The 22,441-nt window shown below is 63.8% G+C and carries 17 protein-coding genes; 7 read left to right on the top strand and 10 right to left on the bottom strand.

What is annotated here, in order from left to right; all coding sequences use genetic code 11:
* The 6 genes from dusA to ABIV12_RS14460 form a co-directional block, all read right to left on the bottom strand.
* On the bottom strand, positions 1-2,845 hold a 2,845-nt coding region (dusA, locus tag ABIV12_RS14485; RefSeq protein WP_348060540.1), incomplete at its 3' end, for a tRNA dihydrouridine(20/20a) synthase DusA.
* A gap of 349 nt (positions 2,846-3,194) precedes the next feature.
* Positions 3,195-3,626 (bottom strand): hypothetical protein, encoded by a 432-nt coding sequence (locus ABIV12_RS14480; RefSeq protein ID WP_348060538.1) that lies wholly within the window; start codon positions 3,624-3,626, stop codon positions 3,195-3,197.
* 79 nt (positions 3,627-3,705) lie between these two features.
* Positions 3,706-9,000 carry a PAS domain S-box protein gene (locus tag ABIV12_RS14475; RefSeq protein ID WP_348060536.1) on the bottom strand — a complete coding sequence of 1,765 codons (5,295 nt, stop codon included), beginning with the start codon at positions 8,998-9,000 and terminating at the stop codon, positions 3,706-3,708.
* The gene (locus ABIV12_RS14470) at positions 8,997-9,287 is read right to left on the bottom strand and encodes a circadian clock KaiB family protein (protein WP_348060534.1); all 291 of its coding nucleotides are present in this window, start codon (positions 9,285-9,287) and stop codon (positions 8,997-8,999) included. The genes ABIV12_RS14475 and ABIV12_RS14470 overlap by 4 nt, the downstream gene beginning before the upstream one ends.
* Positions 9,284-11,041, bottom strand: coding sequence for a circadian clock protein KaiC (kaiC, locus tag ABIV12_RS14465; protein ID WP_348060532.1), 1,758 nt, complete (start codon positions 11,039-11,041; stop codon positions 9,284-9,286). Before kaiC ends, ABIV12_RS14470 begins: the two co-directional genes overlap by 4 nt.
* A 156-nt stretch (positions 11,042-11,197) precedes the next feature.
* Positions 11,198-11,878 carry a response regulator gene (locus tag ABIV12_RS14460; RefSeq protein WP_348060530.1) on the bottom strand — a complete coding sequence of 227 codons (681 nt, stop codon included), beginning with the start codon at positions 11,876-11,878 and terminating at the stop codon, positions 11,198-11,200.
* Positions 11,879-12,321: 443 nt separating this feature from the next.
* Between ABIV12_RS14460 and ABIV12_RS14455 the strand changes: the two genes are divergently transcribed.
* Together ABIV12_RS14455 and ABIV12_RS14450 are read left to right on the top strand one after the other, a co-directional pair.
* Positions 12,322-13,599, top strand: coding sequence for an ATP-binding protein (locus ABIV12_RS14455; protein WP_348060528.1), 1,278 nt, complete (start codon positions 12,322-12,324; stop codon positions 13,597-13,599).
* A gap of 17 nt (positions 13,600-13,616) precedes the next feature.
* Positions 13,617-14,162: a response regulator gene (locus ABIV12_RS14450; RefSeq protein WP_348060526.1), complete on the top strand. Its 546-nt coding sequence runs from the start codon at positions 13,617-13,619 to the stop codon at positions 14,160-14,162.
* 45 nt (positions 14,163-14,207) lie between these two features.
* On the opposite strand, the gene ABIV12_RS14445 is transcribed toward ABIV12_RS14450, so the two are convergent.
* Entirely contained in the window at positions 14,208-16,748 is a 2,541-nt protein-coding gene (locus ABIV12_RS14445; RefSeq protein WP_348060524.1) for an EAL domain-containing protein, read from the bottom strand.
* A gap of 212 nt (positions 16,749-16,960) precedes the next feature.
* Positions 16,961-17,104: a hypothetical protein gene (locus tag ABIV12_RS14440; protein ID WP_348060522.1), complete on the bottom strand. Its 144-nt coding sequence runs from the start codon at positions 17,102-17,104 to the stop codon at positions 16,961-16,963.
* Positions 17,105-17,176: 72 nt separating this feature from the next.
* Here ABIV12_RS14440 and ABIV12_RS14435 point away from each other — a divergent pair, with 72 nt between their 5' ends.
* The 4 genes from ABIV12_RS14435 to ABIV12_RS14420 all read left to right on the top strand — a co-directional run bounded on the left by ABIV12_RS14435 (position 17,177) and on the right by ABIV12_RS14420 (position 20,862).
* Positions 17,177-17,962 carry a hypothetical protein gene (locus ABIV12_RS14435; protein WP_348060521.1) on the top strand — a complete coding sequence of 262 codons (786 nt, stop codon included), beginning with the start codon at positions 17,177-17,179 and terminating at the stop codon, positions 17,960-17,962.
* 738 nt (positions 17,963-18,700) lie between these two features.
* Positions 18,701-19,282, top strand: coding sequence for a hypothetical protein (locus ABIV12_RS14430; protein ID WP_348060519.1), 582 nt, complete (start codon positions 18,701-18,703; stop codon positions 19,280-19,282).
* A gap of 78 nt (positions 19,283-19,360) precedes the next feature.
* Positions 19,361-20,029: a TonB family protein gene (locus tag ABIV12_RS14425; RefSeq protein ID WP_348060516.1), complete on the top strand. Its 669-nt coding sequence runs from the start codon at positions 19,361-19,363 to the stop codon at positions 20,027-20,029.
* Positions 20,030-20,373: 344 nt separating this feature from the next.
* Positions 20,374-20,862: a DUF456 domain-containing protein gene (locus tag ABIV12_RS14420; protein ID WP_348060513.1), complete on the top strand. Its 489-nt coding sequence runs from the start codon at positions 20,374-20,376 to the stop codon at positions 20,860-20,862.
* A gap of 15 nt (positions 20,863-20,877) precedes the next feature.
* On the opposite strand, the gene ABIV12_RS14415 is transcribed toward ABIV12_RS14420, so the two are convergent.
* Both ABIV12_RS14415 and ABIV12_RS14410 read right to left on the bottom strand, forming a co-directional pair.
* Entirely contained in the window at positions 20,878-21,282 is a 405-nt protein-coding gene (locus ABIV12_RS14415; RefSeq protein ID WP_348060512.1) for a GFA family protein, read from the bottom strand.
* 34 nt (positions 21,283-21,316) lie between these two features.
* Positions 21,317-21,733 carry a hypothetical protein gene (locus ABIV12_RS14410; RefSeq protein WP_348060542.1) on the bottom strand — a complete coding sequence of 139 codons (417 nt, stop codon included), beginning with the start codon at positions 21,731-21,733 and terminating at the stop codon, positions 21,317-21,319.
* 290 nt (positions 21,734-22,023) lie between these two features.
* Between ABIV12_RS14410 and ABIV12_RS14405 the strand changes: the two genes are divergently transcribed.
* On the top strand, positions 22,024-22,441 hold a 418-nt coding region (locus tag ABIV12_RS14405; protein ID WP_348060511.1), incomplete at its 3' end, for a GNAT family N-acetyltransferase.

Below are 22,441 nucleotides of genomic sequence, written 5' to 3'. Positions count from 1 at the left end.
TGCGCGCATGCACGACGAACACGTCGCAGCCGGCCGGATGCACCGCGTCGATGAAATCCGCGAGCGCCGATTCCTCGTCCTGCTCGTCGACACCGAGGCGACATTTCACAGTGATCGCCACCGCCGTATGCGCGACCGCATCGCGCATCGCCTTCACGCAATCGGCAACCAGCGCCGGCTCGCGCATCAGGCACGCTCCGAAGCGACCCGATTGCACGCGATCCGATGGACAACCGACATTGAGATTGATCTCGACGTAACCCAGGTCGACGCCGATGCGCGCCGCCTGGGCGAGCTCGGCCGGGTCCGATCCACCGAGCTGCAACGCAACCGGTTGTTCGGCAACATCGAACCCGAGCAGCCGCGCGCGATCGCCATGCACCACCGCTGGCGAAGTGACCATCTCGGTGTAGAGCAGCGCATTCGGCGACAGCAGGCGATGGAAGAACCGGCAGTGGCGGTCGGTCCAGTCCATCATCGGTGCCACGGAGAGTGTTCGGTCGACGCAAGTCAATGGAGAATCCGTTGATGAAGCGATGGGAGTCGCGATCGGGCCCTCGCGGGGGCTTGCGGATCGCCTGACGAGTCCCGCCGGAACGTCCAACCCATCGAGAACGCGACCGAACGATGACCACGGTCGGGAACCGGCGGATCCGCGTCCGTGCGTGCCATCGTATGCGAGCGCGCCACAGCCCGCCAAGGGCGCGGCCTGGAAAAGACGGCCAGCAAGGTCGACGTCGCTTCGGCGATCCACGCCGGAAAACGAACCGACGTAACAGACGGTCGTGACCGGAGCCGGCGCGGCCAGCACGTCGGCCGCGGACGGTCGACCCATGTAGTAACCCTGGAGGGACGAACAACCGAGCTCGCTGAGCAGTAGCTGCTGCTCCCGCGTTTCGACTCCCTCCGCGATGACGTCGAGGTGCAGTGAACGACCCAGCGCGACGATGGCGGAAATGATCGCGGCCGTTTCACCGCCGCGAACCAAGTCCTTGATGAAGGCGCGATCGATCTTGAGTTCGTCGGCGGGCAATTTGCTGAGGTACATGAGACTCGCGTAGCCCGTGCCGAAGTGGGCGATGGAAATGCGCACGCCAATGGCGGCCAGCTTTTCCAGGATGGCGATGCTCGCCACGGAATCCCTCATCACGGTGCTTTCGGTGATTTCCAGCGTGAGCGTCTCAGCCGGCAGGTCATGCCGGAGCAATGCGGACGAGACCATCTCCACCAGAACCGGCGAGTGGAACTGCACCCACGAAAGATTCACGGCGACGTTGGGTACCTCGGGGCCTTGCTCGCGCCAGATCGCCATCTGCCGGCACGCTTCGTCGAGCACCCACCGCCCGAGTTCCATGATCAGCCCGTTCTTCTCGGCGATCGCGATGAAGCGATCGGGCGGGACGAGTCCGCGCGTCGGGTGACGCCAGCGCAGCAGCGCCTCGACGCCCGCCAGTATGCCGCCCGCGGATGTCCGCTTCGGCTGGAATTCCAGGAAAAGTTCGCTGTTGCGGACGGCCATGCGCAGGTCCCGCATCAGCGCAAACTGGTCGCGTGCGCCGACGTTCATCGACGCTTCGAAATAGCGATAGCCGCGGCGTCCCTCCTTCTTGACCGTGTACATCGCGGCATCCGCGTTGGCCACCAACGTCTCCGCATCGGTACCGTCCTGTGGATACACGGCAATGCCGATGCTCGCGCTGACGCCGACGAATCCGCTCTCGAGCTGCAGCGGTTCGCAGACCACGGCTTGCAGTTTCTCCGCGACGATGATGGCATCCTCCGGCGCCGACACGTCGATCAGCAGCACGAACTCGTCGCCGCCGATACGCGCGAACGTATCCTGCGCGCGAAGCGTCTCCCGCACTTTTCGCGCGACCTGCAGCAGCATCCGGTCGCCCGCCATGTGACCATGTCCGTCGTTGATCGCTTTGAATCCGTCCAGGTCGAAGAACATCAATGCGAAGCGCGAGCCGTCGCGAGCCGCTTTTGCGATCGCCCGGCCGATACGATCCTCGAGCAGGGACCGGTTCGGAAGGCCGGTGAGCGAATCGTGCAGTGCCATGCTCTGCAGCCGCTCGTACGCGTCGGAGAGGGAATGGGAAAACAGGGCGGTGCGTTCCTGCAGGCGACGGTCGAGCATGGAGACAACGAGCGCCATGCCGAGGATGGCAAAGCTCGCCGTGCCGACGAGGCTCGCGAGCCATTGCTGGGAAACTCCATTTCCGATGGCGGCCGAGCAGAAGCTTCCCGCCCGGAAATGCGCTGCGGCCATGCCGGTGTAATGGATGCCGACGATCGCGAATCCCATCACGAACGAGGCGAGGATGCGGTTGCGGTTCTGGCCACGCCCTTCCGCACGCAGGTGATGCGCGATCCACAGCGCAGCACCGGCAGCCGCCATCGCGATGACCATCGACGCGCCGAACCAGCCAGGATCGTATTCGATGGGCGGCTCCATCCGCATCGCCGCCATGCCGACGTAGTGCATGGTGGCGATGCCCGCTCCCATGACCACGGCGCCGCCGGCAAGCTTCCAGCGCCCGAGCTGCGGCCGCGACACGAGATACAGCGCATAACCCGATGCGGCGATTCCGATCAGCAACGAGTACACGGTGACGAGCAGGTCGTAGCCTTGCGGCACCGGCAACCGGAACGCCAGCATCCCGATGAAATGCATCGACCACACGCCGATGCCCATCGCGACGCTGCCCGCGATCAGCCACCATCGCGACGCGCGGCCTTCGCTCGCGCTGATGCGGCTGGACATGTCGAGGGCGACGAACGAGGCGAACACCGCGACGATGTACGACACGAGGACGAGGAGGGAGTTATATGTTCCATTCATTGGTTGGACGCCTGCCGGTCATCGGCACTCGTTGGACTGAGCATGGAAAGAATGGAAATAGCAATTAGCGAGCCAACCGCAGGTCGCGTGCTGCGGGCGTGTTGCGTGCACTTGCGGCGTGGCGGCGACGTCCTTCGTCAAAAAGCCGGCGCACGGGTGCGCCGGGGAATGGACATACTGGCGCACGTACCGGTTCGTATCGGACCAACGCAGGCGCGTGGCACACCGGAAATCGAAAGCAGAGTCCTGTTGGGTTGGTCACCTGGCGCCGGCGCATGCCGCGCCGAAGACATCGATGCGTCGGCGTCCTTCGTGGACGCCGACGCTTTGGATCACCTGCAGGACAGACTCACCGCGATCGCACTCGTGGTTGCACCGATGGCGTTGCCGTCCATGCGGATGCTGTAGCCGTCATCCTCCCCCATCGACATTTCCGACCAGTTGGGTCGTCGGCGTCGCAAAAACCGCCGTTGACGAAGCAGTGATTTTCGATGCGTGCGAACGCGAGTGCGAATTCGTCCTGGCCGCTGGACGCGATGTGCGAGCCGTCCCGGTACAGGAAACTGGTGGCGCCCTCCCACACCGACCAGGTATGCGCGGTGGCGAGTCGGATGGCGGCATCGGGGCGGGTCAGGGGCGGGTGGCACGCGCTCATCAGGTCGCCGCGCTCGACCAGCGGAACGGATTCGAGTGCACTCTCCCAGACATCCGGGAAGATCGATTCGCAGACCGTCGGTGGAAACCGCCTCCATGCAGGATCGAGCCGGATCCAAGACGTCACGATTTCACGTGGCAACCTGCATGAGGCACGCTGTGGGAGAACATCCGGTTTCGACGGACGCTTGCCACAGCGCCCACGCTTACTCGCCCGTCGGCAGCGACAGGAACTTCGCCTCGAACTGCTCGACCGGCAACGGTCTGCTGATCAGGTAGCCTTGGAGTTCGTCGCAGCCGAGCAGGCGCAGCAGGCGGGATTGCTCGTCGGTTTCGACGCCTTCCGCCACCACATTCAATCGCAGCGAGTGCGCGAGATTGATGATGGTGGAGACGAGTGCGAGGCCCTCGGGGCCGCTGGTCATGTCGACCACGAACGAGCGGTCGATCTTGAGCGTATCGATGGGTAGCTTCGACAGGTAATTGAGTGATGAAAACCCGGTGCCGAAATCGTCGATGGCGATGCTGACGCACATGGCCCGGATCTTTTGCAGGCTGCTGATCGTGTGGCGCACGTCTTCCATGATCAGGCTTTCGGTGATCTCGAGTTCGAGCCCGGCGGCGGCGTGGGCGTCGAGGGCGACCACCTGCGCGATTTCGTCGACGAAGTGGCGATGGCGCAATTGCAGCGGCGACACGTTCACCGCAATGCGCAGCGCCATCACGCCGGCCGTGCGCGCCATGACGCGCCAACGAGCAAAGTCCTCCGCGGCCTTGAGGAGTGCCCAGCGACCCACCTCGTGGATGAGTCCGGTTTCTTCCAGCAGCGGAATGAATTCGGCAGGCGACACCAGTCCGGTGCGCGGGTTGTTCCAGCGGATCAGCGCTTCCGCACCGGTGGGCTTTCCGCTGGCGATGTGGATCTTGGGTTGGTAGTAGAGGACGAATTCGCCCTGGTCGACAGCCTGGCGAAGCTGGTTTTCCATCGCGAGCTTGCCGGACACGGCGGTCGACATGGTCTGCTGGTAGAAAAGGTAGGGCTCGCCGGCCGACTTGGCTTTGCGCAGTGCAGCTTCGGCGTGCTTGAACAGGGTTTCGGCATCGGCACCGTCTTCCGGAAACACGGCAACGCCGATCTTGCCGGCGGTCCGCAACGCAGCGCCTTCGACCTGGAAGGCATGATCGAGGAAAGCCCGACGCTGTCTTTCCAGCATGCCGGCGATATCGCCTTCCGGCCGAATCTGCGGTACCACGAAGGCAAAATGATCCGCATCGATGCGAGCCACCAGGCTCGCGTCACCCGCATTGGTCGCCAGCCATTGGGCCACTTGCCGCAGCAGTGCGTCGCCGGCGGGCCGGCCGAGGGTGTCGTTGATGTGCTTGAAGCGCTCGAGATCGATCAATCCGACCGCCAGTTTGTTCCCGGCAGATGCGGCGCTGCGCGCGAACTGCGCGACGCGTTCGAGGAACAGCGTCCGGTTCGCAAGGCCCGTTGTCGCATCGTAGTAGGCGAGGTACTCGAGCTTCTCGCCGCGGGCAATATGCTCGATCGCGAAAGAGATGTCGCCGGCGAGTTCATTGAGCAGAGTCATTTCCGCCGCGTGGAAGAACTCGACGTGATTGGAATACAGCGCGAGCGCGCCCACCACGTGGTCCGCGACGACGAGGGGCAGGATCGCCATCGACCGCACCCCGAATTGCTCGTGGATGTAGGCGGACGCAACCCGCGGATCGTTCTGCGAATCGTTGGCGACGATCGCCGTCTTTCCCTGCACCGCCAGGGCAGTCATGGCGGTCAGCGCGCCCGCGCTCGCTTCGACGATACCGGCGATGGTCGCGCGCAGGGATTCGTCCGCGGCGTACAGCGCAACGGTTTCCATCTTCGTCTGCGTCGCATCGAGCATGCCCACCATCGCGATGCGGAAATTGCCCGCCTCCACTGCGATGCGGCAGGCTTCGTTGAACAGTTCCTCCCGGTCGCGCTCGCGCACGATGAGCGTGTTGATGCCACTCAGCACGGCATGCACGCGGCTGAGATAGCGGATTCGTTCCTCTGCCTGCTTGCGTGCGCCAATGTCGCGCATGGAACTGTAGAAGGCCGGCTCGCCGTCGTAGAGGATCGGGATACCCTGCATCTCGATGTCGACGATGCGACCGTCCAGCGCCACCAGCTTGCGTTCGGTGCGCGGGTTGACGTCCGCCTCCCCGCCGTCGCCCGCGACGACCTCCGCCTGCGTTTCATCGGGCTCGGGCTCGAGCATGTCCATCAGCGATCGGCCGATGAGATCGTGGGGCGACCCGGCGCCCGCCAGCACCACGCCGGCCGGGTTGACATAGATCATCTTGCCGTCGCGGTGCACGCAGATCGCATCCGGAGACCAGTCAATCAGCGCGCGGTAGCGTTCTTCGCTCTCGAGCAAGGCCGCCTGCACGTTTCGCTGGTCGGTGATGTCGGTGTGGACGCCGATCCACTGCACGATCAGCCCGTCGTCGTTGAAGATGGGCACGGCCCGGACCATCATGTTGCGATACCCGCGCTCCCTCGCGCGCAGTCGATGTTCCACCTGGTATAGCGACGTGTTGGCAACAGCGGTGGCCCACACGCGCGACGTCTCCGCCTGATCGTCCGGATGGACTGCATCGAGCCACCCTGTGCCGCGGAGTTCCTGGAAGGTCTGGCCCGTAAAGGCGGACCACCCCGGCTGCTCCACTTCGAACTCGCCCGACGCAGCCGTCGACCAGACGATCGCCGAGGTGGCTTCCACCAGCGAACGGTAGCGCTGCTCGTTGAAACGGACTTCCTGCTCGGCATGCTTGCGGGCGGTGATGTCCTCGGCAATCACCATCAACGTGACCACGTCGCCGTTGGCGGCGCGAAGGGCTGACACGCTGTGCCGGCCCCAGACCACAGCGCCGTCCTTCCTGATATAGCGCTTTTCCAGCACGAAACTGTCGAGGTCGCCGGCCAGCAGCTGATCGCGCAGATCGAGGTTGACGCCCAGATCGTCCGGATGCGTCAACGATGCGAAATCCCGTTCCAGAAGCTCGGCCTCGTCGTAACCGATCATGCGGCAATAGGCAGCGTTCGCTTCGAGGTAGCGTCCGCCGGGCGTCGAGATCGCAATGCCGATGGCTGCCGAGGTGAACATACTGCGGAAGCGTACCTCGCTGCGTCGCAACGTCTCTTCGGCCTGTTTTCGCGCGGTGATCATCTGTGTGAACATGATCAGCCCGGCAATCTCGCCGTCGGCCGTGCGCCACGGACGCACTTCCCACCGCAGCCAGTCGGTGCTTCCGTCGGCGCGTGGAAACGCGGCTTCCTCGCAGGTGTCGACGGCACCGGCCAGCACGCGCACGTGGATGTCCCTCCAGAACGCAGGAAGGTCCGGAAAGACGTCGTAATGCGACTCGCCGATGATGTCGCGGCCGCCGAGCTGATAATCCTCCAGCCATCGGTCACTGGTCTGCACGTAGCGCATGTCGAGGTCGAGCATCGCTACCGCCGCCGGCGTATGCCGCACGAACTGCTGCATCAGCGCGCTGTGGTTCGCGAGCAGTTCCACATTGCGCCGCTGTTCGGTTATGTCCTGGAATGCACCATGGATGCGCTCGACGGCGCCGTCCGCGCCACGCACCGCTTCGCCGATGCTGCGCACCCAGATGCGGCGTCCCTTGGCCGTGATGAACGGCAATTCGACGTCGAACGGCGTGCCTTCCTCCATGCAGGTCCGCATCGCGTCGCGGATCGTCGGGCGCGCTTCCTCCGGGTAGAAATCGATGGCCGTCTCCACCGTGGCCATGTAGTCGGGGCGCAGTTCGTGGATCGCGAGCACTTCCGCCGACCAGGTCAACGCCAGCGACGGCAGTTCCAGTACCCATGCACCGAGACGGCCGACGCGACCGGCCATCTTCAGCAGCGCGGCGCCTTCGCGCACTTGCGCTTCGGCACGCGTCCGTTGCTGTTCGTGGTCGAGCGATTCGAGGGCGAACGACAACGTGTTGGCGACCGCCGCCATCAGGCGGATTTCGTCGTCCTGGAAATAATTCACGTCGCCGGCATACAGCACGAGCACCGACACGAGGGTGCCCGACGATCGCAGCGGGAACGAGGCGCTGGCGAGCAGCCCGTTGCTCGTCGCAGCCTCGCGCCAACGCCGCATGCGCGGGTCGGTGTCGATGTCGTTGCAGCGATCCTGCAATCCCGTTCGCACCACCGTGCCGACGCTGCCCCACCCCATCGGTTCGTTACCGGCGCCCGCCGAATCGAGAAGGAACGCCTGGCCTTCCCCGAACGAAGCGATCGGACGCGCGTGCATCGCGTCGTTCGTCACGTCGGCAACGAACACCATCCGCAAGCCGCCGTCCTCCACCACGATGCGACAGACGGCGTCGTACAGTACCTGCCGATCGTCGATCCGCACGATCGCCTCGCCCACCTTGCTCAGCACGGTGTGCAGACGTGCCAGGCGGAGCAGGCCGAGCTCGCTCGTCTTGCGGACGGTGACGTCCGAGCTGATTCCGGAAACGCGGATGTAGGCGCCGTCGGCGTCGTACACCGGGAACGCGCGCGTCTCGATCCAGCGGATCGCACGGTCGCGGCCGACGATCCGGTATTCGAGCAGGAAGGCGCCATGCTTCATCCCCTCGCGGAATCCGGCGAGCGTCGCCTCGCGGTCGTCGAGGTGGACCCTGTCCATCCACGAGTCCGGGTGCGCGTACAAGGTGTCGACGGTCGCCGCCCAGATCGTTTCGTAGGCAGGACTGACGTAGAGCATGCGGCCGGTCATCGCATCGATGAGGAAGAACACGTCATTGATGCTTGCCGCCAGCTGCTTGAAGCGCTTCTCGCTGCGCCGGAGGCTTTCCTCGATCCTCTTTTCCTCCGACACGTCGACATGCATGACGACGACGCCAAGGCGACGGTCGTTCGACAGCGGATTGACGAGCATCAGGAACCAGCGCTGCTGCGTCGGCGAGTGACACGCGTACTCCATCGAAAAACTCTTGGCGGCGCCGCTCAGAACGGAACGTATGCCGTCGGCGACCGGGTGCGGCTGAGCCTGGTCGGCGTCGCTCAACGCATCGCAGACCTGCAGGTAGTTGGCCCGGCCGTCAGCTGGATCGCCTTCCAGCCCGTTGTCGCGCGCGAACCGGCTCCAGGCTTCGTTCACGGAGACGATGGTGCCATGCGCGTCGAGCAGCGCAATGTGTGCGGGAAGTGCATTGAGGATGCCGGCCTGCCTCGATGCGTGCACGTCGCGCAATTGCTCCTGCGCCCGTTGCAGCAGGAACGTGCGGCCGGTGCTGTCCATCACCACGTCCAGCTGGCCCGCCGTCAGTTCGTCGAGGCGCTCTTCCACCGCGCGCATCGTTTCGATCAGCGCATAGACTTCCTCGTCCGCATTGGCGAACACGCTGGATCCACCCTGCGCCGCGCGACGGGGCACGCCCGGCAATTGCGTCGGCGGACCGCGCGCAGGCGTTTTTTTGCCGACGCTCATGCGGCGAGATTGCCCAACCCGAGCGCGTGCAGCACGATCTGCACGTCACTGAGGGTCCCGGCGATTTTCCGGACCGGCGCGGGAAACAGCTTGATCAACGCCGGTGTCATGAAGATGCCATCGGCAAGCGCGCGCTGCGGGTGCTTGAAGACATCCACGATCTCCACTTCGTGCCGACCCGGCAGGTGCTGGTCGCACATCGCGGCGAGATTGGCGATGGCTTCCGCCGAGTTCGGCACGTCGTCCGCGACGTACAGACGGAACCGGTACACCAGCGGCGCAGTCACGACCTGCTCCGCCGGGTGACGGGCTTCTTGACGTCGGCGCCGCGCAACTCCTTGACGTGCGAATGATCCTTCACCTGTTCGCGCTGGCGGGTTTCCGTGCTTTGGTCGAGCAACGCGCGCTCGGCCTGCTTGGCTTCCAGTTCCACCTGCAGCGATCTCGCGCGCACCTGTAGCTCCGCTTCCTCGGCATCCAGCCGTAGGCCCTTCAAGCGTGTGGCCACTTCGGCCGCTTGGCGCACGGCGCTCTCGGCATTTTCCTTCTGCCAGCGCATCGTCCCCATCAGCACTTCACCGCCTGCCGTGTAGGTGTCGGCCAGCGTGACTCCGGCATCGCTGAGGATCAGCTCGCGCACCTGGTTGGAATGCGCAGTGCCGCGCGACTTGATGATGGACAGCCCTCGATTGCGCTCACCGGCCTGCGCGAGGTAATTGAGGTGGATCCACGTGTCGGCGAGTGTGGACAGCTGCAGTGGCGACGCCGGCAAGGCGCGGGTCGAGCTTTCGTCGATGAGGCTGGTGCACAGCAGCGTGATGCCTTGCGATTTCGACCAGTCGATGAGTCGCTCCGCCACGCTGTGCGCCGTGAGCTCGTTGGGAGAACTCGACAAGGTGGAAATGGGATCGACCACGATGCAGCGCGCTGCGTGTTCGACTGCGTAGGCCTTGATCCGGAGCAGGTAGTTTTCCGCATTGCCGCTGATCGCGCGCACCGACACGACGCGCAGCAGGCCGCTCTTGGCGAAACGGGCGAGGCGGATGTTGACGGAGCTGAGATTACGGATCACCTCCTCGAAATCCGAGTCGAAACTGACGAACAGCGTGCGTTCGCCGCGCGCGCAGGCGGCCTCGGCAAATGCGCCGCTGAGTGTCGTCTTCGCAGTCCCGGGAAAGCCGGTGATGAGCACGCTCGCACCGCGGTAGTAGCCGCCGCCGAGCATCGTGTCGAGGCGTTCGACGCCGCTGGAGACTCTCTCATGCGTGGTGTTGGCATAGTTGCGGCCGACGGTGCGCGCACCCGCGACCTCGAATCCGCCGTGGCCGATCAGGAAGGGCGATTCGTGCTCGTCGAACGCGGAGCCTCTGTACTTCTGCACGCGCAGGTTGCGCTGCGAGACGCCGAAGGACACGCCATGGCTGAGGATAACCACGCAGTCGACCATGAACTGCATGAAGCCGATCTCCTGGCCGGAGATCGAACTCGCGTCGTCACCGCCCGCCTTCGCCGTGATCACGGCGGTCAGCCCGTGATCGAGCAGCCACTGATGCAGGCGATACACCTCGCGCCGTTTGGACGCTTCGTCGGGAAGGAGCGCAAGCAGGATATCGAGCGCGTCGAACACGATGCGGGTGGCGCGCGTCCGCGCGACCAACGCACTGAGCATCGCGAGCAGCCCACCCAGGTCGAAATTGCCGGACTGGATCAGGTCGGGGCTGGGCTGCGCGTCCAGCATGTAGAGCGACTTGTCCTTGAGCGAAGCCAGTTTCCAGTCGAAGCTGGCCGCATTGGCGAAGATCCGTTCGGCGCTCTCTTCGAACGCGACGAAAATACCCGGCTCCTTGCAGACGCGCGCGCCATGGACCAGGAACTGCAATGCGAAGATGGTCTTGCCCGAGCCCGGTCCTCCCTCCAGCAGCGTCGAGCGACCGCGCGGCAAGCCACCGTTGGTGATTTCGTCGAAGCCGACGATGCCGGTTGGCGCCTTGGCGAAACTTTGGACAGACGCCTCGGTGGGCGTGGGCATACCGGTTTTCATGTCGTTTTCCCTGTCCTGTGAAATTGCGCCATTCCAGAATTGCGCGCGCCGTCCCGACCTTTTTTTCTTCCTGCCGCGTACGTCTTCCTGCCGCGAACGTCTGTAAGCTTGCAAGGTTTGTGCCTTGAGCAACTGAGGCGGTCTTGCGTCCGACAGTCATTGGCCCGCAGTGTGTCTCCTGGATGGGGCTGGGACCGGGGTTTCACTCGCCAGCAGACCCATCCGCACGAGATCTGCCACCGACACGGCATTCATTTTCTCCATCAGATGATGGCGATGGATGTCGACTGTTCGATGGCTGCCACCCAGGGTTCGCGCGATCTGCTTGCTGGTGTTGCCAGCAACGACGAGCGCCATCACGCTCAACTCCCGCGGCGTCAGCAGCTTGATCCGACGTAGTACGTCGTTACGCTCGCCGCTGTCATGACGTCGAGCGGCGTCGCGCACGATCATCGCGTGCACGCGCGCGAGCAGATGATCGGGCTCGAATGGCTTTTCGATGAAGTCCGCAGCGCCTTCGCGCATCGCTTCGACCGCGATATGGACTTCCGACGTGCCGGTGAGAAAAATCACCGGAAGCTGAACGTTCCGCTCACCGAGAAGTGCCTGCACTTCGATACCGCTCATCTCTGGCATGCGCACGTCAAGGACGATGCACCCGGGTCGATCGAACCGTGCCTTTTCGAAGAAGTCAGCACCCGACCGGTACAGTTCCACCGCGAGGCCCGCGCACTCGAACAATCGCCCGAGCGCTGTGAGCATCAAGGGCTCGTCGTCGACGACGAGCACCACCGGCTTGCGGTCATCCGGCGCTTCGTGCGCCAACAAAGCGTGCATGCGACTGGCCATCAGAATGGAGCGGCTGAAAAGGCTTGCCGATACTCAGGACGGTTGGCCAACCCGCTGCGAGGTTGCGGGACGGATTGTCAGGAGGAAAGCGAAGCGGCAGATTCGCCGGCCGGAGGTGCTTGGCCATCAACACTATTCGCTTCATCGAACACTGTCCATAGCGGCGCCCGTTGTTCTGCCCATTCGTGCGACAGCCGGCGCAACGCAACAAAACCGGACAAGGGGTGCGTCCGCCAGACGACCGTCAGCGGCGCTGCGGGCGGCTGGGGGAGTAGAGTTAGGTATTCGTACGTATTGCCGATGGGTGGCCAGGTGGCCCATCGTTCCCGCAAGCGACGCCCGCAGGATGCAGCGCGGCCGACAACCAGCGACCCGGACATGATGACCCCCTCTTTTTCCCTCGAACGTGAAGCGGCATCGGAGTCGGCTCTATGACGCTCGACGACCCGTGCATCGCGCGCCGGCACCCCGCGTTCCTCCCAACCGATGCGTTGGCGGCACCGTGCCTGCGGGCGCTCGTCGACAAGTGCGACGTGGCGACGCTCGTGTTCGATGCCGAACAGAGGGTGCTGTATGCCAACGAGGCCGCCATCGTGTTTGCCGGCATGTTGAATCCGGAAAGCCGCGGCCGTCACCTTGAATCGATCGCCGACTGGCACGCGGCGCTGGTGCCGGCTGCAGCGCTTCATCTGGCCACCGTCAAAGGCAGCTGGACCGGCGAAGTGCTGGTCTGCGTGCCGTCCGGGCAGCAGAGGATACTGCTGGCCCAGATTTCCGCGATCGGACCTGACGGAGCGGGCCCGTTCGGGATGTCGGTCCGCGATATCACACCCGACTACGCGCGCGAAACGGAGCTGCGCGAACGCAACGCGGAACTGGAAGTGGCCAACACACGCCTCAAGGGTGCGCAGGAACAGATCGTGCAGTCGGAAAAGCTCGCCTCGATCGGCCAGCTCGCCGCCGGCGTCGCTCACGAAATCAACAATCCGATCGGTTACGTCAATTCCAATCTCAGTACGCTGCAGCAATACGTGACCAACCTGCTGACGGCCATCGACACCTACACCCGGGCGCTGGCAGAGACCGGCGACCAGGCGGGGGTTGCGCAGGATGAAGAGATCCGCAGGCGATTCGACATCGATTTTCTCGCGGTCGACCTTCCGCAGTTGCTGGTCGAGTCGCGCGAGGGCATCGAGCGCGTGTGCAAGATCGTGCGCGATCTGAAGGATTTCTCGCGCCGCGACGGCAGCGAGGCGTGGGTGCGCGCGGATGTCCACCGCGGGCTGGAATCGACACTGAACATCGTCTGGAACGAACTGAAGTACAAGACGCAGATCGTCCGTTCGTTCGGCGAGTTGCCGCTCATCGATTGCCTGCCATCGGAGTTGAACCAGGTCTTCATGAATGTTCTGATGAACGCAGGTCAGGCCATCACCGAACGCGGCGTCATCACGGTCAGCACCGGCACCACGGGCGACCGGATCTGGATCGCGATCGGCGATGATGGTGAAGGAATATCGGCCGACGTCCTGCCACGGATCTTCGATCCCTTTTTCACGACCAAGCCGGTCGGCAGCGGAACAGGCCTCGGCCTCGCAATTTCGTACGGTATCGTCGCCAAGCACAACGGCACCATCGAGATCAGCAGTCTTCCCGGACAGGGCACGATGCTGCGAATCGAGTTGCCGGTCGAGCAGCCACCCAACTGATCCACAAGGAATCGTGCATGTACCGCATCATGATCATCGACGACGAACCCAATGTCCTCAGCGCGCTGCGTCGCTGCCTGTCGGCGATCGACGCCGGCCAACTCGGTGGACGCGAACTCGCGATCGAGACGTTCGCCTCGCCGCTGGCCGCGATCGAGCGTGCCGAAGAGCAGGACTTCGACCTGCTGATGAGTGACTACCGGATGCCGGTGATGAATGGCGTCGAAGTGCTGTCGCGATTGATGGAAACCCATCCGCACGTGCCGCGCGTCATCATCTCCGGTTACGCCGATCGCGACGCGATCATTGCGGCCGTCAACGAAGTCCACCTCACGCGCTTCATCGAGAAGCCGTGGAACGATCCGCAACTGCGGACGGCGATTGCATCGATCCTGCGTCAGGCCAACCAAAGCGAGGGTGGAAACCGAACGGGAACCGTCGATCCATCGGTGCTTGCGGATCGGCATCTGGAGCGTCTCGAAAAGGAGAGCCCCGGCATCACGCGGGTCGAACACGACGAGTACGGCGGTATCGTGATCTCGTCCCCGAGCGGCAACGATTGATGGCGTCGGCTACCAACGCGCATCGGCTGTCCTGATCGAACGACATCAGGAACGCGGATCGGCTTGCGCGTTCGCGCCTTGTGTCGTCGCCTTTTCCTCATGGAGGCGGAACGCCTGACGGATCTCTTCGCGCAGTCCCTCGTCTTCCCAGGGCTTGGTGAGAAATTTGTAGATGGCGCCTTCGTTGATTGCAGCCGTCACGACTTTCAGATCGGTGAAGCCGGACAACATGATGCGAAGCGTGTCCGGATAGAGATTCTTCACGCGCCCGAGGAACTCCGAGCCGGTCATTTCGGGCATGCGCTCGTCCGACACGATCACCGCGATCGGCGTTCGCGCGAGCACCTGCAGACCTTCGCGTGCGGAGTTGGCCGTGTGGATCTCGTAACCGTCGCGGCGCAACGTGCGCTTGAGCGCGTGCAGGATGTTCTCCTCGTCATCGACCAGCAGCAAGGCCCGCGGCGACGCCAGGCGCGTAGTCGGCAGCGGCTGGGACATGTGCGTGTCGAGCATGCGCCCGAATGCTGCGGCATCCAGGGGCGGCGCGAACAGATACCCTTGCACCAGATCGATGTGATGGCGGCGCAGGAACGCCGCATGCGCTTCGGTTTCAACGCCCTGCGCGACGACTTGCAGCTTGAGCTGATGGGCCATCGCGATGATCGCGCGAACGATGGCGGCATCATCGGTGTCCGTGACAATGTCCCGGATGAACACCTGGTTTATTTTCAGCGTGTCGATCGGGAACCGTTTGAGGTATCCCAAGTTCAAGTAACCGATGCCGAAGTCGTCAATCGCGATCGTGACGCCGACCCGTTTGAGCTCGCGCAGCGCGTCGATCAACGATTCGGCGCTGTCCATCGCCATGCTCTCGGTGATCTCGATCTCGAGCTGCTGCGGCCTCATTCCCGAGCGCTCGAGAGCAGCCCTGATCTCGCCCGGTACGTCGCCGCGCCGGATCTCGGAGGCCGACACATTGACGGCCATGGTCAGGTCCCGATGTCCGCTACGGTGCCACTCCATCGCCTGTTCGCACGCGGTATCGACGACCCAGCGTCCGATCGGTATGAGCAATCCGCTTTCTTCGGCCACCCCTATGAAGTCGGCCGGCGCGAGTTCGCCACGTTGCGGGTGGTTCCAGCGCAGCAGCGCTTCGGCGGCCACGATGCGACCCGTGTACAGCGACACCTTCGGCTGGTATCGCAGTTCCAGTTCGCGACGCTCGAGTGCGTGGCGCAGTTCGCGCTCGAGATTGATCCGGTGGATCACACGAGCGTTCAGCGCCTGAGTATAGAAATGGAACTTGTTGCCACCTTTTTCCTTGGCGCGGAACATCGCCGTATCGGCGTTGCGCAGCAGTACACCCGCGTCGAGCGCATCGCCGGGAAAGAGTGAAACGCCGACGCTCGCCGTCACGAAGGTGTCGTGCACGTCGAGCTTGAATGGATGGGCGAGTTCGTGCAGGATTTTCTGCAGCACCGGATTCACTTCATCGACGGCCGCCAGGTTACCGAGCACGACTGCGAACTCGTCTCCACCGAGACGACCGATCGTGTCTCCGGTCCGCACGCATCGGCCGAGGCGCTGTGCGATCAGCATCAGCAGCGTGTCGCCGACGCCGTGGCCATATGTGTCGTTGACCCGTTTGAAGCGGTCCACGCCGATGCACAGGATCGCGACGTGCCCGTCAATGCGTCTTGCCTGGGTCAACGTCTGGTCAATGCGATCGAGCACCAGGTTCCGGTTGGGCAGCCCCGTCAGCTGATCGAACTGGCCGAGATACGCGACGTTTTCTTCGGCCTGCACGCGCTCGACGGTTGCGCCCAGCGTGCTTGCAACGCCGAGGAGGAAGCCCACGCTTTGTTCGGTGAATGCGCCGCGGTCGCGCGAATATGCGCCGAGCACGCCGTGCGCACCTGCGGCTCCGCGAATGACGACGTAGGCGGCGCTTGCGATGCCGTGTTCGCGCAGCGTTGCCGAGGGAGCGAAGCGGGTTTCGTTCGCGTAATCTTCGACGGTCACCGGCTTGGCGGATCGCAGGATGTAGGCATGGCATGCGCGCTCGTTCGGATCCGTGAGCGACAAGCGGCGATCCATACCGCGTTCCATCCAGCCGCAAGCGGCTTTGAGGATCAGTGACTCGGCATCGGGCGCGATCTCCATGGCACGACAGAACTCGACGCCGATGCCTTGGACGACGACCGTCACGGCCTCGTTCAGAAGCGCATCGAAGTCATTGCTGGCAAGCGCTTTTCGCGCGAATTCGACCAGCAGACGCTGCTGCGTCGCATCGAAGCCGTGCGGGTTGGCCAGCGCATTCTGCGCACCAGGTTCGACGGTCTGCGACTGCGCTTCGAGTGAGACCGGGTCGTGGAAGCGATGGTCACTGGCCTTCAATAAAGCGAGGGCCCCCTTCAGGATGCCGAGCAAGCCGGTCGTGTCCTCGCCACTTGCCGCACCGTCCATGGAATCGGCGGAATCGGGCGACACTTGATTGTTCTGCAGCCGTTCGATCAGCGCTTCGAGCGCCGGGATGGTCTTCAACTCCGCTGACGGCGGCTCGGATGGCACAGGTGAAGAACGCATGCTGACAGGGAAGTCTCGCTTGAAAAAACGATCCGGCCGCTTCCGCCAGGGCGGCATATACCCGCAACCGGTTGCAACACGCCCGACGATACGCTGATGCGGAGATTCGCGCGGCAACAGCGTACACCCTGCGCGATCGCCGTATCGACGTGCTGCAAGAACCACGCATCGAGCGCAGGCGAGCTGACGTGCGGCGAAGGCGACCACGCCTTTCAGCCGCGCGTGACCTCCGCAACGTCGACCTGATGAAACCTCGTCGTATTCCACATCGTCGGCCAACCTTCGTCCATCGCAAACGTGCGCAGGTATTCGTACAGATGTCCCCACGACGCAAGGCCGCTTGTTGAGAATCGCACGGCCGCCACGGACCGTGATCGCCGCAGGATTCGCGGAAGTCGGGGAGACCTGTGGGCATCTATGGTGCAGGCGTGAGGCACACGCTCGATTTCCTCGCCGATCTGCAACTGATCCCTGATGCCGATTGCCATCGGATGCGCTGGTTGTTCGACGCGGAATTTCCGTTCCGGTCGCAGCTCGAGGCCGCCGATTCACTGCATGTCCACGTCAAGGTGGCCGATACATCGACCCTGCCCGACGACGCGATCGTCAATGCCGAAGGGCGGCCGGAGAATCGTCAGGCGGGCTACGTGAAGTATGCGTTTCCTGCCGGGGTCAACGTGATTTTCTCATCCATCCCGGTGGCCGAAGAGGACCGGCTGCCGAACGCGCAACGGATCACCCGTCCGGTGCTCGATCATGTCGGATTCGATCTGCGCAAGGAATCGGACAGCGTACGCCGGCGTTTCGACGCCGTTACCGAGGTGGCTGCGCGCAACGGCTGGCGAGCCGTCGGACAAGGCGGCGGCGCGCGACCGGTGCTCTGCTGCCACACCCAGGTCAACGAGAAGCGCTGGGCTTATCCACCTTCCGGTTTTGCATCGTGGACGCGTCCGCTGGAATTCGCGTTCGCACCGCTCCTCGTGACCGAAGCGTCGATGGGCTGCGACCTGCCGTCGATCGACCCGTCCGCTGCGCGATCCCGGAATGTGCGCCGCAATCGTCGGTATCGGCAACGTTGGTTGCAGCGTGCTGCGCACCGTCCCCCGACGTTGGATCCGAAGGCAGTGCTGAAGCGACTACCGGGAAACATCCGGATTGCCTCAACGCGGGAACGACAGAAGCTGGCGCCCTCACGGTGCGCGAGAAAGGGCTGAACGAACTGGCAGTCGCGAATTCCAGGCAATGTGCGTCGCATATCGATTCGTTCACGCGCCAATGCGAGGAGGTCGGCATCCATCCGCAGGAGATGCGTGAAGCAACGGCTGTCGCCATGGCGACAGCAGCCGCCATCGATCTGTTGCGAAGCACGCCAGTGCAGGATGCCTCGCCCGTGATGACGGACCGCGCATGATGGAGTCGCTTCGTTCCGCCGACAAATTCGGCTTTCATCGTCATCTCGATCCGCGTGAGCGCCGCGTGCACTTCGCTTCGTACGCGGCGCATTGTTCGTCGTGGTCTGGCACGCCCAGGCCGCTTCGACATGGTGTCTTCGCGATCGGCGATCGGTTTCCAGTCACCATCGAGGAAAGTCGTCGTCACGAATGCGGGATAGCCATAATCCAGCGGCGCGCCTTCGTAGTCGATCGCCGTGTTCCAGGCGATCGACGGCTGTAACCGGCCACTGGCGTCGAATGTCGAGGCAAGGCCCGCGTTACGGCTGGAATCAGCGGAGTGCACGGAGGTAGCCGCGCCCGCCGCCAGGATCACGGCGACGAGTCATGGGCGACGCCATCCCAGCGAGGGCTTCCCACGATTGCAGGTGGCGCGTGCCATGCGCGGAGTTTCGCGCGCAGCCGAGCGATTGCCGCGACCTGAACAGGGCTTCGGTTGTGCCGAACGGAGGCGGACGACGCGGGAGTACCATTCGGCGACTACCCGATGAGAATCAAGCCATGAAGCACTTCCGCGATCCGCTGGTGATTCTTCAGGCCGTGATGGTCGGCGGTATCGCGATGGGCGCGGCCAGCGCCGTCGCGGCAGATGCCGATTGCAAGGCGATCGCCGATGCGCTTGGCAAGCAGATGCGTACGCCGACGCATGCCTGGGTCACGCGCACGAGCGAAGCGGAAGGCGAGACCACCAGCGAAGCCATCTTTGCCGATGGCGTCCAATACGTGCAGCAGTACAACGCGTGGTGGCGCGGTGCGACGCTGAAGGACATCGTGGCGCGCGAGAAGACGATCGCTGCGAACGTGACGAGTCGGTGCGAGCGGTTGCCGGATGAAACCGTAGGCGACGTGCAAGCGCAGCTGTTTCGTCGCGAAGACCGATCGAAGGCGGATCCCGATGGCGCCGCGCTGTCGGTGCTGAAAATCTGGATCTCCGCGAAACGGGGTCTGCCGCTGCGCGAGGAATTCACATTCAGCGACGGCGACGCTGTACGCAGTCGCATCGTCAAGCGCTTCGAGTACAACAAGGTGCGCGCGCCGACGGGCGCGCGCACATCGCCCATGTCCACGAAGGCGCGGCGTTGATCGAGCGTCCCGCCGTTCGCGAACCCCGCGGCACGACCCGCTGCGTTTCACTTCCCGACCACCCAACGGGAAGAAGCCATGACCGTCCGCAGCGCATCCGTGCAACCCCGCTTCAGCCGGCCTCGGGCGTTCGCGCTCAGCAGCACCTTCGTGCTTCATCTTGCGGCGATGCTGGTGATCGCAATACCGATTGCTGTGCCCGTGGTGAAGCCGCTTCCGCAGATTGTCCCGGCCGTTGTGTTCGAGACGCAAAATCCGCCCGAGCTGCTGCCCGAACCGCCGCTGCCGGTGCCGCCTCCGAAGGTCAAGGTTCTGCAGAAGCCAAAGGTGGGTTCGTCCGTGCCAGTCGCGGTTCCCACACCGGTCACCGACACGGTCGTTGCCATTCAAACGCCGATGTCGACACCCGCCGTTGTCGACTCGTCGCCCTCCACATCGATTGCCGGCACGCCTGATACTCCGGGCGGGGAATCGCGCACCCTCGCCTATGCCGGTGCGTTGAAGTTGCGCTATCCGCCAACGTCGATGAGTCGCCGCGAACAGGGCACCGTGCTGCTGCGCGTGCTCGTCGACGCCGACGGTGGCGTGCAACGCATCGAGGTCCAACGGAGTTCCGGCCATTCGCAGCTCGACAAGGCCGCGCGCGACGCCGTGCTGCATGCGCACTTCCGACCTGTGTTGCGCGACGGCTTGGCGGTGCCGGCATGGGGCGTCGTGCCGATTGAATTCAGGCTGGATCGCACCTGAGGCGGCCAGCAACGTTTTGAAGAAAATTGCGATCAGCGAGTGCGTCGTCGAAAGCGATTCGACGGCGCGCGCTCTCTCGACGCGAGGAGCTTCGCGGCTGAAGCCGCTCCCACGGTAGTTTCACGAGCGTCGCGCATGCATTGTGCGGCCGCTTGAATTTGTTGTGGCTCCCGCGCGCGTCTCGCATGTGGCTGAGGTGCTTGAGGTTGTGGGAGCGGCTTCAGCCGCGATGCTCTCGACATTGCCGGAAAGAAAACCATCACGGCGGAAACCGCTGCCACTAGCCGGTTGCCCCCCAGCCGCGGTCGGGTACAGTACATTCCCGAAAATTTACCGGACGTCCGATGGATCCGCATTTGCTTTGGTACGTTCTCGCGGCTGTGCTGATTCTGGTCGGCATTGTCGGCAGCGTGCTTCCCGTGTTGCCGGGTGTGCCGATCGTGTTTGCCGGCATGCTGCTCGCCGCGTGGGCCGATCAGTTCGCGCACGTCGGCACGATCACGCTGACGATCCTCGGTGTGTTGACGGTGATCGCATTGGTCATCGATTTCGTTGCTGGCGTGATGGGCGCCAAACGGGTTGGCGCCAGTCGCCATGCGGTGATCGGCGCGGCGATCGGAACGCTGGTTGGCATATTTCTCGGCATTCCCGGGTTGCTGCTCGGGCCGTTCGTCGGCGCCCTGCTCGGTGAGCTCGTCGCGGGTGGCACGCTGCGCAAGGCAGCGGACGTCGGTGTCGGCGCGTGGGTCGGATTTCTGGTGGGAACCGTCGCCAAGCTCGGCATCTGTTTCGCGATGCTCGGCCTGTTCGCCTTCGCGTTCGTGGTTGGCTGATCGGAAAAGTCTGCGCTAACGGTCGCGCGACAAATGCGCGATCGCAGCCTCGCTTTCCTCACGCCGCGCGTCGTCGAACAATGCAATGTCGATGCGCTCGATTGTCGTTCGATCGAGACAATGCACGTTCACGTCGAATCCGTCGGGATTCGAGCGCGGCACGTAGAAACTCTTGATGCCGCACACACGGCAGAAGCGATGCTTCGCCGTTCCGGTGTTGAACGTGTATTCGGCGAGGTCTTCGTTGCCCGACAGCAGGCGAAATTGCACGGCGGGCACGATCAGGTGAAGGAACCCGCTCATGCGACAGATCGAGCAGTTGCACTCGAGTGCGGCGATCGATGCCGGCGCGTCCACTTCGAATCGAACGCGCCCGCAATGGCATCCGCCGCGATGCACGATCAGCGGAACGCTTTTCATGCGACTGGCAACGTGCAGCACACCACCACGACGGTCAGCGACGCGAGATCGTGAACCTGCCAAAGGCGACTCCAAGATCCCATCCCTGGCCCTTGCCCGACAATGCGAGCGACACCGGGCCCTTGGTCAGTGCCTGCGCCTCCGCGGAATTCACCGCTCCGGCGTGCGCGCCCGCACTCGCGTACGCGCCGAGAATCTGATCGATGGAGTACACCTCGGAAAACTTTCCGAGGCCATCGGTGATTTCCGACTTTCCGAATGTGAGCCCGCCGCCCTTCCCTTCGAGATGCACGTCCATCTTCTGGCCGTTGTCGCACGTGACCTTGCCGTTGCCCGACGCGGTCTTGTAGAACGCAGACCAGCCGACCAGCGAAAAATGCATGCGGCAGTCGATCGGCTTGGCGGCCGATGCTGCCATGGACGTCATCGCGAAGAACGCGATCGTCGCCATCCGAAACGATACCGCGAATCGTGCGCTGCCCATGATGGTCTCCTCGAAGAATGGCGTGGCTGGCCATTGTCGACGATCCCGCATCGGTGTGCATGTCAAACACATGCAGTGGTCCCGCATATCCTCGTGCATTCCAGCGGAGTAAAGAAAATGAACGCAGGCGCGATCCATGCGATTCCCCGAACCGCTCAGGCCACAACGCACGTCGGCGTCTGGACGAGCGAACACTGCGCAATGGCACTCGGCAACCGCGGCTTGTCGTTGCCGCGCGTCGCAACCGGAGCCGGAACTTGACGACGACGGTGCCGCCCATTCCCGAACTCACCGGCGCCCGCATCCGCCTGCGCGCACTCGATGAACGTGACGTCGATGCATTGTTCGACCTGCACTCCGATGAGCGGGCAATGCGCTACTGGAGTCATCTCCCGTGGACCGATCGCCAACAGGCGGCCGACCGGATCGAGCTCTTTCGACGCGAACGCAAGTCGACGGAATTTTATCCATGGGCCGCGACGCTCGACGGCGACGACACCCTGATCGGAACCTGCTCGCTGTTCTCGATTCTCCGCGCGCACGCCCGATGCGAAATCGGCTATGCGCTCCGGCCGGCCTACTGGGGCCGTGGGTATGCGGGCGAGATGCTCCATCTGGCCATCGATCACGCGTTCGGACAGCTGGGCTTGCTGCGCATCGAAGCGGACATCGACC

Origin of the sequence: Dokdonella sp., assembly GCF_039926425.1 — a bacterium.
Taxonomy (GTDB): Bacteria; Pseudomonadota; Gammaproteobacteria; order Xanthomonadales; family Rhodanobacteraceae; genus Dokdonella_A.
The sequence above is the reverse complement of the archived record's forward strand: the minus strand, read 5'-3'. Positions and strand labels throughout refer to the sequence as shown.

Coding starts and splice junctions, on each gene's coding strand:
- ABIV12_RS14475 (WP_348060536.1), bottom strand. CDS start 9,000: ATGAGCGTCGGCAAAAAAACGCCTGCGCGCGGTCCGCCGACGCAATTG.
- kaiC (WP_348060532.1), bottom strand. CDS start 11,041: ATGAAAACCGGTATGCCCACGCCCACCGAGGCGTCTGTCCAAAGTTTC.
- ABIV12_RS14460 (WP_348060530.1), bottom strand. CDS start 11,878: ATGCACGCTTTGTTGGCGCACGAAGCGCCGGATGACCGCAAGCCGGTG.
- ABIV12_RS14455 (WP_348060528.1), top strand. CDS start 12,322: ATGACGCTCGACGACCCGTGCATCGCGCGCCGGCACCCCGCGTTCCTC.
- ABIV12_RS14450 (WP_348060526.1), top strand. CDS start 13,617: ATGTACCGCATCATGATCATCGACGACGAACCCAATGTCCTCAGCGCG.
- ABIV12_RS14445 (WP_348060524.1), bottom strand. CDS start 16,748: ATGCGTTCTTCACCTGTGCCATCCGAGCCGCCGTCAGCGGAGTTGAAG.
- ABIV12_RS14430 (WP_348060519.1), top strand. CDS start 18,701: ATGAAGCACTTCCGCGATCCGCTGGTGATTCTTCAGGCCGTGATGGTC.
- ABIV12_RS14425 (WP_348060516.1), top strand. CDS start 19,361: ATGACCGTCCGCAGCGCATCCGTGCAACCCCGCTTCAGCCGGCCTCGG.
- ABIV12_RS14420 (WP_348060513.1), top strand. CDS start 20,374: ATGGATCCGCATTTGCTTTGGTACGTTCTCGCGGCTGTGCTGATTCTG.
- ABIV12_RS14415 (WP_348060512.1), bottom strand. CDS start 21,282: ATGAAAAGCGTTCCGCTGATCGTGCATCGCGGCGGATGCCATTGCGGG.
- ABIV12_RS14410 (WP_348060542.1), bottom strand. CDS start 21,733: ATGGCGACGATCGCGTTCTTCGCGATGACGTCCATGGCAGCATCGGCC.